The sequence below is a fragment of the Bradyrhizobium sp. genome, assembly GCF_049586575.1.
Taxonomy (GTDB): domain Bacteria; phylum Pseudomonadota; class Alphaproteobacteria; order Rhizobiales; family Xanthobacteraceae; genus Bradyrhizobium.
The window spans coordinates 1-10,013 of sequence record NZ_JBAVCF010000674.1 but is presented as its reverse complement, the minus strand read 5'-3'; the positions used below and the strand labels follow the sequence as shown (position 1 = coordinate 10,013).

Genomic DNA, 10,013 nt, shown 5'->3' with positions numbered 1-10,013 from the left:
GTCCAGTCCGGCGATAGCGCGGGCAATCAGCGGGTAGTAATCGGCCATTTCAACTCAACAATGCACGCTCTGGGTAATATCTCGTTAAGCTTCGAACGGATTCTGCACCAGGATAGTATCCTCGCGTTCGGGGCTTGTGGAAAGCAAGGCGATCGGACAACCCACCAATTCCTCCACACGGCGAACATATTTGACGGCCTGCGCCGGCAGGTTTGCCCAGGAGCGGGCATTGGCCGTGGGTTCCTTCCACCCCTCGATCGTCTCGTAGACTGGCGTAACCCGGGCCTGGGCGCCCTCGCCAGCTGGCAAATGGTCGATTTCCTTGCCGTCCAGCAGATACCCCGTGCAGACCTTGATGGTTTCAAAGCCGTCGAGGATATCGAGCTTGGTCAAGGCAAGACCATGGATGCCACAGGTGCGCACGGTCTGGCGCACCAGCGCCGCGTCGAACCAGCCGCAGCGACGCTTGCGCCCGGTGTTGACGCCGAATTCCCGGCCGCGGCGGCCGATTTCTTCGCCGATTGCGTCTTGCAGTTCGGTTGGAAACGGCCCTTGGCCGACCCGGGTCGTATAAGCCTTGCAGATTCCCAGCACATAGCCGACGGCGTCGGGGCCAAGACCCGTTCCGGTGGCGGCTTGGGCCGCGACAGTGTTGGAAGACGTGACGTAGGGATAGGTGCCGTGATCGACGTCGAGCAGCGCGCCCTGCGCGCCCTCGAACAAGATACGTTTACCTTCGCGCCGCTTGATGTCGAGCAGCCGCCACACGGTTTCGGCGTATGGCAACAGATGCGGCGCCAGCGCCGTCAGCTCCCGCAAAATCTGCCTGCCGTCGATTTCCTCAAGATTAAAGCCACGCCGCAACGCATTGTGATGCGCCAGCAGGCGGTCGATCTTGTGCGGCAGCGTATCGAGGTCGGCGAGGTCCATCAGGCGGATCGCGCGACGCCCAACCTTGTCCTCGTAGGCCGGGCCGATGCCGCGGCGCGTGGTGCCGATAGCGGTACTCGCATTCGACGATTCCCGGAGCGCGTCGAGTTCGCGATGCAAGGGCAGGATCAGCGTGACGTTCTCGGCGACGCGCAGATTCTCCGGGCTGACCGCAACGCCCTGCCCCTTCAGCTTGGTCACCTCATCGAGGAAGGCCTGCGGATCGAACACCACGCCGTTACCGATCACCGCGAGCTTCGAGGGCCGCAGCACGCCGGAAGGCAACAGCGCCAGCTTGTAGGTCTCGCCATTGATAACAAGCGTATGGCCAGCATTATGGCCGCCCTGGAAACGCACGACGATATCGGCTTGCTCCGACAACCAGTCGACGATCTTGCCTTTCCCTTCGTCACCCCATTGGGCGCCGACGACGACCACATTCCCCATACGCAGCTATTCCCTCTGCAACTCTGTGCTCAAGCGTGATCTGTTCGAAAAAACCGGTCCTAGTGTGGCGGATTTGACATTCGCCAGGGCACACCAGGTCCGGTCGCATGCGAGGCACACACCCGATAAAGGAAGCGGGCTACCGACGCAAGCAAGAAGGCGTTCCAGACCGGCCTGGATAGCCAATCAAGCCATTGATAACCCCCCGAAAATCCGTCCCGGACCGCGGCCAGGGGCCATTCCGCCAGCCGGAGCCCTGGAAGCGTCCGGCGGCATCGCGCCCTCCTCATGGCCGCGGGCGCATGGTCGCGATGCATCGGCCGCCATTGAAGCGAACTCAAAATCCGTGTCTGTGAAATTGCCGGACCATCATCTTCCGGGCCGGCATATCGCGGCGGGCCGGCTGCGGCATCGCGATCCCTGCTTCCTTGGGCCCAAAGCCGTATGTCCGCTTCCGATCAGCTCTCTGATGCCGTGCCCCACCAGGGCCGGGGCGGCTGGCTTTTCAACCAGCCCTACGTCCTGCTCTCGATCGCGACTTTTTGCTGGGCCGGGAATGCCATCGTTGGCCGGTTGGCCTCAGGCCACATCCCGCCGGTGACGCTGACTTTCCTGCGCTGGTGGCTCGCCTTCCTGATCACCCTTCCGATGGCGTGGAAGTATCTGAAGCGCGACTGGAACGTGATCCGCGCCAGCTTGGCCACGATGGTCATCATCTCCCTAACCGGCGTTTCCCTGTTCAGCAGCATGCAATACTGGGCGCTGGAACATACCACCGCGCTCAACACGCTGCTCCTGCAATCCGCGGGGCCGCTGTTTGTGGCGGGCTGGTCGCTGGTCCTGCTCGGGGTCCGCTTGACGCTGGCGCAAGCGATCGGGGTAATGGTGTCGCTGACCGGCGTGCTGGTGATCCTGCTGCACGGCGACCTGAAGGCGATCGCGGCGATCGACTTCAACAAGGGCGATCTCATCTTCACCGTCGCCCTGCTGATCTTCGGACTTTATACGGTGATGTCATCGCGCCGGCCCGCCATTCACGATCTGTCGTTTCTCGCCTTTACGTTCGGATGTGGTTTCGTCGTTCTCATCCCGGCGCTGATCGCGGAGTTGCTGTGGCGTCCCGTCATGGGACTGAACACCAGCAATCTACTGTCGGTAATGTATGTCGCGGTCTTTCCCTCAAGCATTGCCTATCTTTGCTACAACAGAGGCGTGCACCTGATCGGCGCCAACCGCGCAGCGCCGTTCTTCCACGTCGTTCCCTTATTCGGATCGGTGATGGCGATCGTCTTTCTCGGCGAGCGTCCGCAGGTCTTCCATTTCATCGGCTTTGCTTTGGTGCTGACCGGAGTCTTCGTGGCATCAAGAAAGCCGTCCGCAGCCACGAAATGAGCGCAGCCCGGCCGCCAACATCTTTTGATCCCGTCCGTTGGTTCAACCATCAACCCTATCTGCTGCTAAGTCTGGCCTCGCTGTTCTGGGCCGGCAATATCGTGCTCGGCCGCTATGTCGCCGGCCACGTGCCGCCGATGACGCTGTCCTGCATCCGGTGGATCGGCGCATGCCTGATGCTGCTTCCGTTCGCGTGGCCGCACCTCAAGCGGGACTGGCCGGTGCTGCGCGGACGGTTACCGCTCATGATCGCGTTGTCGGCAACGGGTTTCGCCATCAATAACGCGCTGTCCTATTGGGGGCTGCAATTTACGGAAGCCCTCAACGCGCTGCTGATCCAGTCATCCGGGCCTTTGTTTATCGCGCTATGGGCGCTCATTCTGTTCGGAGTCAAGCTGACCTGGGCGCAACTCGCCGGAATCGCGCTCTCGCTTCTCGGCGTTCTTACCATCATCCTTCGCGGCGATTTCGCAGCACTCGCCGCCATCCACTTCAATATCGGCGACCTCATGATGACCGGTGCCCTGATCGCTTTCGGCCTGTACTCGGCGCTGATGCTGCGCCGGCCGGTGACGCATCAACTTTCATTGATCTGCTTCACTACGGCATGCGGCGCGCTGCTCCTGTTGCCGCTCTCGATCTGGGAATATGCGAATGGCGTCACGCTGAAATTCGACGCGATTACTCTGATCACGCTGGTTTACGTCGTGATTTTCCCCTCGACGCTCGCCTATCTGTTCTTCAATCGCGGCATCGCGGCGATCGGACCGAACCGCGCCGCGCCGTTCTTCCACCTGGTGCCGGTATTCGGCTCGGTCATGGCGATCGTTCTGCTCGGTGAACAACCGCGGCTTTTTCACCTGGCCGGATACATCATGGTGTTCGCGGGCGTCGTGATCGCCTCGCGCAAGGTATCGACGGGCTAGAACGCCAACGCCTTCGCCTGCTTTACCTGTGGGAGCGACTGTACCTTGGCCAGCACATCGGTTGGCACCGCACCGTCGATCTCGACGAGCGCGATAGCGTCGCCACCCTGCTTGTTGCGGCCGAGATGGAAGGTCGCGATATTGATCTTGGCGTCGCCAAGCAACCCGGCAAAATGTCCGATGAATCCGGGCTTGTCTTCGTTGGTGACGTAGATCATCGACTTGCCGAACTCGGCATCGACGCGGATGCCCTTGATGTCGACCAACCGCGGCTTGCCGTCGGCATAGACCGTGCCCGATACCGATCGCTCCTGCCGCTCGGTGATCACGGTGACGGTGATCAGGCTTTCGTAGTCGCTCTGTGCGGTGCGGACAATTTCATCGACCGCGATGCCCCGCTCCTTGGCCACGACAGGCGCCGAGACGACGTTGATGGTGCCGAGCATCGGGCGCAGCAGGCCGGAGAGCACCGCCGAGGTCAGCGCCTTGATCTTCATCTCGGCGACATGTCCCTCATAAGTGATCTGCACCTTGGCGATACCGGTCTCGGTGAGTTGACCGGCGAACGAGCCCAGTTTTTCGGCGAGTTCGATAAACGGCCTGAGCCTGGGCGCTTCTTCAGCCGTGATCGAGGGGAAGTTGACCGCATTCGAGATGGCGCCATGGAGCAGATAGTCGGACATCTGCTCGGCAACCTGGAGCGCGACATTCTCCTGCGCTTCGGTGGTGGCGGCGCCGAGATGCGGGGTGCAGATCACGTTGGGGTGGCCGAACAGCACGTTCGACGTTGCCGGCTCCTCGACGAACACGTCGAAGGCTGCACCGGCGACCTTTTTGGAATTCAGCGCATTCACCAGCGCCTGTTCGTCGACCAGCCCGCCGCGGGCGCAATTGACGATCCGCACGCCCTGCTTCATTTTCGAGAACGCGACCGCGTCGATGATGTTGCGGGTCTTGTCCGTAAGCGGCGTATGCAGTGTGATGAAATCGGCGCGCTTGAACAATTCGTCCAGCTCGACCTTCTCGACGCCAATGTCCTTGGCGCGTTCCGGCGACAGGAACGGATCGAACGCAATCACTTTCATCCGCAAGCCGAGCGCGCGATCGGCAACGATCGATCCAATATTTCCGCAGCCGACCACGCCAAGAGTCTTGCCGGTGATTTCGACGCCCATGAAGCGGTTCTTTTCCCATTTGCCGGCTTGCGTCGAAGCGTCGGCCTGGGGAATTTCGCGCGCCAATGCCAGCATCAGCGTGATGGCGTGTTCGGCGGTCGTGATCGAATTGCCGAACGGCGTGTTCATCACGATGATGCCCTTGGCGGTCGCGGCAGGGATTTCGACATTGTCGACGCCGATACCGGCGCGCCCGATCACCTTCAGCCGCGTGGCCTTCTCGATGATCTTCGCGGTCGCCTTGGTGGCGGAGCGGATGGCGAGACCGTCATAGTCGCCGATAACAGCGGCGAGCTTTTCCTTGTCCTTGCCGAGGTTGGGCTGGAAGTCGACCTCGATGCCGCGATCCTTGAAGATCTGCACCGCGGCCGGCGACAGCGCGTCGGAAATGAGTACTTTGGGCTTTGTCATCGGTGTGATCCTTCGAGTATCGAGAGTGTCTTCCCGGCCGAAGCGCACTTGGCGCGAAGAGCCGGGATCCATACTCCGTGACGGTGGTTATGGTCCCGGCTCGCGCTTCGCATGGCCGGGACGACAGATGCAAGGGAACTACGCCGCCTTCGGAAGCTGCGCCCTCGTTTCGGCAAAGGCCCAGTCGATCCACTGGGTCAACAGTGCCACGTCGCTTGTCTCGATCGTGGCGCCGCACCAGATGCGCAAGCCTGCGGGCGCATCGCGATGGCCGGCGAAGTCGAAGCCTGCGCCTTCCTTCTCCACGAGACCCACCATCTTCTTGATAAAGTCGATCTGCGCATCCGAGGCCAGCGAAGCGATCGCGGGATCGGTCACCTTCATGCACACCGAGGTGTTGGACCGGATATCAGGCGTTTTGGCGAGAAAATCGATCCACGGCGTCTTGGCCTGCCAGTCGGCGAGCACCTTGAGGTTGGCGTCCGCGCGCGCCATCAGCGCCTTGAGGCCGCCGACCGACTTGGCCCAATTCAAAGCGTCCAGATAATCCTCGACGCATAGCATCGACGGCGTGTTGATGGTTTCGCCGACAAAGATGCCTTCGTTGAGCTTGCCGCCCTTGGTCATGCGGAAGATCTTCGGCAACGGCCACGCCGGCTTGTAGGTCTCGAGCCGTTCGACCGCGCGCGGTGACAGCACCAGCATTCCGTGGCCGGCCTCGCCGCCCAGCGCCTTCTGCCAGGAGAAGGTCACGACATCGAGCTTGGGCCAATCGAGCGGCTGCGCAAATGCCGCGGAGGTGGCGTCGCAGATCGCAAGGCCCTCGCGCCTGGCGCTGATCCAATCGGCATTGGGAACGCGAACGCCTGACGTCGTGCCGTTCCAGGTGAAGACGATATCGGACGCGGGATCGACCTTCGAGAGATCGGGAATCTCGCCGTAAGTCGCGGCGAGCTTGGTCACGTCCTTGAGCTTCAATTGATTGATGACGTCGCCGGTCCAGGTTTCGCCGAACGATTCCCAGGAGATCGCCGTGACGGGCCGCGCGCCGAGCAGCGACCACAGCGCCATTTCGACCGCGCCGGTATCGGAAGCCGGAACGATGCCGATCCGGTAGTCGGCGGGCACGCCAAGCACTTCGCGCGTCAAGTCAATCGCGCGCTTCAGCTTTTCCTTGCCTATCTTCGCACGATGCGAACGGCCGAGGGCGGCGTCTTTCAGATTTTGCGGGGTCCAGCCGGGGCGCTTGGCGCATGGGCCGGAAGAAAAATGCGGCACGTGAGGCCGCGAAGCGGGCTTCGCTACAGTCATGATCTACCCTTCCAGATAGCAAGCCTCCCGTTGGGGGGAGGTGTCCCGCCGTCGTGAATAAGGGAATCGACCGGAATCGTCAAGAAGCTTCGCAGGAACTTCAAATAGGCGGCACTGAATCCACCACCGGATGTTCCGCATCGTCCACAGGCTCCGGCTGCGCGTTCAACAGCTCGGCTGCGTCGGTGACGAGCTGAGCCGCGCGCCGGCGGCTTGCGACTTTCAGAATGTTCTTGTCATCGGCGCGCACGACATAGTCGTCGCCGATCCGGACGATCGAGTAACTTTTCATGTGACGTCCCCGAAGTTTGCGTGCGCCGGACAGACGTCAACTGCCACGGATCGTTCCTGTGCAAAATTCCTGATGGCCGAATTAGTTTATCGGACGTTAATAGCAACGAACGTCGAAATTCGTTTCGCAATGTTCGCAAGGTCCGCTTCATGCTGCGGTCAAAACTGCGGCAAAACAAAAGCACGATTCCGGCGCGCTCATCGTACGACCCACTTTCCATTTGAAGTTCCTGGACAGAATTTGCCGCTTGCCGTGCAGGAGCTTCAAATGGGCGGCACCGGTGGCAGGCCCAGGGCTTTTTCAGCCTCGCCGATCCAGCGCCGCACTGAGGCATATCCCTCGAGGTGAAAGCCGCCTTGATGCGCAAGCCGCGTATAGGCCAGCAGCGCGACATCGGCGAGCGTCAGCGCATCGCCGACGAAGAACCGGCTCGCCGCGAGTTCGCCTTCCATTCGCGCCAGCGCCGCATAACCGCGTTTGACCTTGTCGGGGTCGAGATCCGATGCCGGCCGGCCCAGATAAACCAGCTGGTATCGGCAGCCGGCGATATAGGGCTCATGGCTGAACTGTTCCCAGAACAGCCATTCATCCATTTTGGCGGCGGCAAAGTCGTCGGAGGGAATGAGATCGCTGCCGCGGGCGAGATAACGAATGATGGCGTTGGATTGCGCGAGCGTACGGCCGTCTTCGAAATCGACGACGGGCACCTGCCCCGCGCTGTTGAGTTTGAGGAATTGCGGGGTCCGGCTCTCCTGCTTGAGGATGTCGATCGCGACCCAGTTATACGGCAGGCGCAGGCGGTCACAGACCCATTTCACCTTGAGGCAATTGCCGGAATTGGTGTCGCCGTAAATCTTCATGGTCCGCTGCCCGTCCCTTGATGAGGACAGAGCAACAGGCGCAACCGATGATGTCAATATTCCTGACGGCGTCAGGACGGCCGCGTCAGAACTTGTAACCGAGACCGGCGCGCACCGTGTTTATGTTGACCTCGATCAGGTCGACGAAGCGGACATATTCCCACTCGGCGCGCATGAACAGGCCGCCGACCAGCTTGATATCGACGCCAAGGCCTGCCGTGTAGCCATAGATCAAATGGTTGTGGAGCGTGTTGTCGGCGTGCAGCGAGGAGCAGACCAGGGGCGGCGTCGCGCTTGAACATGATGCCGCCGCGTTTGCGAACGTAGGTCCATATTGGTCGTGGACATTGACCGCCTGCGAGATGTCGGCATTTCCAAGCGCCAACCCGCCGAACAAATATGGCAGGAAGCTTCCATAAGCATAGCCTGCACGCGCACGGAACGTCGCCATATCGGAAATCGCAATCGAATCCGACGATGTAACGCTGACGGCGTGAAAGAAACTATCGGACAACGGTCCGCCGATGAGAGGCCCCGCGGTGGCACTCGTTGACCCGCCGAACGAGCCGTGCAGATAGGACGCTTCGAGGCCGGCGACAACGTCATCCCATTGCCAGTTATATCCCGTGAAAGCCCCGTATCCGGACGAGCGCGTGGAGACGCCTCCGAGCTGAAGATTCCACTGCGCAACCCCCATCTCCTGAATGACATTATTGGCGATCAGGGAGCTCAGCATGCTGCCGTTCGAGCCGCTAAAATGCTCGTCGGAAGATCCGTAGCCATATTGCCCACCGACATAGAAACCCTGCCAGTTCACGGTCGGCGAATAACCGCCCAGCGAGCCGCGAAGGAAATCGGGCATGTCGGCGGCTTGCGCGCTCGCCGAGATCGCGAATATGGCCACCGCCACCAGGACTCTACGCATCAACCACTCCCATCCCGCTTTCGAAACACAGCGCGATCATCGCTCGTTAACCTTAATCAATCGTTGTCTTGCGGGGGTTCGCGCAAAACAAAACGGCGCGGGAACATCCCGCGCCGTTAAGAGAGATTAAGATCAGCCCGCTTCATCAACCCTTGGTTACCAGCGGCGGTGCATAGACCGGCGGGCTCCAGAGATTCCAACGCACGCCGATCTTTACGTCATTCGAGGTGATGTTTTTCAGGACGAATGGATCGGCGACCGTCAAGCCGTCAAACGACCGAGTCGCGCCGGTCGTACCATTGCCGAGGCTGATGTAGCGATAAGCCAGTTCGATGGCGACGTTCTGTGTGACTTGGTAGGAAAGGCCGGCATAAACCGCCCAAGCGAGATTCCATTTGCCGGCATCATCGCCATAGAAGGTACTGTTGCTCAACGCTCCACTCGTGAAAGTGAACCCATCATCACGGAAGCCGCTGATCTGGTTATACGAAGTGCCAATCCCCGCACCAATAAAGGGCGTCACACACCACCAAGTGCCGAGATCGACATAGGCATTGGCCATGAAGACGGCTTCTGACTTGCTGGCGGTGTAGTTATCCACGCCAACCTGGTTGTTAGCCAAGGCAAAAGCAGAGCCCGCAGGATTGCTTTGCGAGCCGTGGAAGTTAGCCTTCCCGCGCCATTCTCCGGTTATATCGGCGCGGAACCAGCTGTTGAACTGATAGCCGACACCGATATCGAAGGAAGTCGAGCTGTCGAAGCCGAAGCCGTGATTCTGCAGGGACCCCGGGAAATTTGCGTTTTCCGCATCGATCAGATTGCTGTGCAGGCTGCCCAACTGCTGATTGGTCATGCCGATATCGCCGCGCAGGTACCAGCCGCCGAAGTCGGCCATCGGAGGGGCATAGGGCAGCGGTGGCGGCGCGATGGCGAGGTCGGCGGCCGAAGCCATCGACGACAACAAAGTTGCCGCTCCGGCGACAACGAAAAACTTTACACTACGCATTGGCTTCGTCCTTTTGCCTGTGAGGCAGACGGCCCCACATCGAAAACTCACGGGGACGATGGCACCAAATGCTTAAGCGCCGCTTAACCCTAATTTTTAAGGTTGATATTTCGCGAACAAAATCGTCGCCGCAGGTTCCATCGCCACAAAGAAGGCGATGACCGCCACAAGTGCTAACGATGCATGAAAGGGAATGACGAGTAGCGAATGGCGAATAGAAGGTCGCTGACTATTCGCTATTCCTACCCGCTGCTTGCGGCATCTTCGGCAGGAACACCGCAAGCAAGCCGATCGCCGGCAGGAACGCGCAGATCTGATAGACGAAGGCGATGCTGGTG

9 protein-coding genes are annotated in these 10,013 nt (G+C 60.5%); 2 read left to right on the top strand and 7 right to left on the bottom strand.

From position 1 onward, the window contains the following. Positions 1 to 84: 84 nt before the first annotated feature. The gene (locus tag WB528_RS24795; protein ID WP_423891670.1) at positions 85 to 1,377 is read right to left on the bottom strand and encodes an adenylosuccinate synthase; all 1,293 of its coding nucleotides are present in this window, start codon (positions 1,375 to 1,377) and stop codon (positions 85 to 87) included. A 444-nt stretch (positions 1,378 to 1,821) separates the two neighbouring features. On the opposite strand from WB528_RS24795, the gene WB528_RS24790 reads away from it, so the two are divergent. Together WB528_RS24790 and WB528_RS24785 are read left to right on the top strand one after the other, a co-directional pair. Further along, complete coding sequence (locus tag WB528_RS24790; RefSeq protein ID WP_423891669.1) at positions 1,822 to 2,769, top strand: DMT family transporter; 948 nt, start codon at positions 1,822 to 1,824, stop codon at positions 2,767 to 2,769. Then, a complete protein-coding gene (locus WB528_RS24785; RefSeq protein WP_423891667.1) occupies positions 2,766 to 3,695 on the top strand; it encodes a DMT family transporter in 930 nt (309 codons plus the stop codon). Before WB528_RS24790 ends, WB528_RS24785 begins: the two co-directional genes overlap by 4 nt. On the opposite strand, the gene serA is transcribed toward WB528_RS24785, so the two are convergent. The 6 genes from serA to WB528_RS24755 all read right to left on the bottom strand — a co-directional run bounded on the left by serA (position 3,692) and on the right by WB528_RS24755 (position 9,675). Then, positions 3,692 to 5,281 (bottom strand): phosphoglycerate dehydrogenase, encoded by a 1,590-nt coding sequence (gene serA / locus WB528_RS24780; protein WP_423891665.1) that lies wholly within the window; start codon positions 5,279 to 5,281, stop codon positions 3,692 to 3,694. The two genes, WB528_RS24785 and serA, sit on opposite strands and share 4 nt — an antisense overlap. 138 nt (positions 5,282 to 5,419) lie before the next feature. Then, positions 5,420 to 6,592, bottom strand: a complete 1,173-nt coding sequence (locus WB528_RS24775; protein WP_423891663.1) for a phosphoserine transaminase — start codon at positions 6,590 to 6,592, stop codon at positions 5,420 to 5,422. A 100-nt stretch (positions 6,593 to 6,692) separates the two neighbouring features. Further along, the gene (locus WB528_RS24770) at positions 6,693 to 6,884 is read right to left on the bottom strand and encodes a hypothetical protein (RefSeq protein WP_423891662.1); all 192 of its coding nucleotides are present in this window, start codon (positions 6,882 to 6,884) and stop codon (positions 6,693 to 6,695) included. A 263-nt stretch (positions 6,885 to 7,147) separates the two neighbouring features. After that, complete coding sequence (locus WB528_RS24765) at positions 7,148 to 7,744, bottom strand: glutathione S-transferase family protein (protein ID WP_423891660.1); 597 nt, start codon at positions 7,742 to 7,744, stop codon at positions 7,148 to 7,150. Between the two features lie 85 nt (positions 7,745 to 7,829). Beyond that, on the bottom strand, positions 7,830 to 8,669 hold the full coding sequence (locus WB528_RS24760; protein WP_423891657.1) for an outer membrane protein: 840 nt from the start codon (positions 8,667 to 8,669) through the stop codon (positions 7,830 to 7,832). 145 nt (positions 8,670 to 8,814) lie between these two features. Next, entirely contained in the window at positions 8,815 to 9,675 is an 861-nt protein-coding gene (locus WB528_RS24755; RefSeq protein WP_423891653.1) for an outer membrane protein, read from the bottom strand. Between the last annotated feature and the right edge of the window lie 338 nt (positions 9,676 to 10,013).

Excerpts from the sequence above, each read along its gene's own strand:
- WB528_RS24795 (WP_423891670.1), bottom strand. The coding sequence starts at position 1,377 with ATGGGGAATGTGGTCGTCGTCGGCGCCCAATGGGGTGACGAAGGGAAA.
- WB528_RS24790 (WP_423891669.1), top strand. The coding sequence starts at position 1,822 with ATGTCCGCTTCCGATCAGCTCTCTGATGCCGTGCCCCACCAGGGCCGG.
- WB528_RS24785 (WP_423891667.1), top strand. The coding sequence starts at position 2,766 with ATGAGCGCAGCCCGGCCGCCAACATCTTTTGATCCCGTCCGTTGGTTC.
- serA (WP_423891665.1), bottom strand. The coding sequence starts at position 5,281 with ATGACAAAGCCCAAAGTACTCATTTCCGACGCGCTGTCGCCGGCCGCG.
- WB528_RS24775 (WP_423891663.1), bottom strand. The coding sequence starts at position 6,592 with ATGACTGTAGCGAAGCCCGCTTCGCGGCCTCACGTGCCGCATTTTTCT.
- WB528_RS24770 (WP_423891662.1), bottom strand. The coding sequence starts at position 6,884 with ATGAAAAGTTACTCGATCGTCCGGATCGGCGACGACTATGTCGTGCGC.
- WB528_RS24765 (WP_423891660.1), bottom strand. The coding sequence starts at position 7,744 with ATGAAGATTTACGGCGACACCAATTCCGGCAATTGCCTCAAGGTGAAA.
- WB528_RS24760 (WP_423891657.1), bottom strand. The coding sequence starts at position 8,669 with ATGCGTAGAGTCCTGGTGGCGGTGGCCATATTCGCGATCTCGGCGAGC.
- WB528_RS24755 (WP_423891653.1), bottom strand. The coding sequence starts at position 9,675 with ATGCGTAGTGTAAAGTTTTTCGTTGTCGCCGGAGCGGCAACTTTGTTG.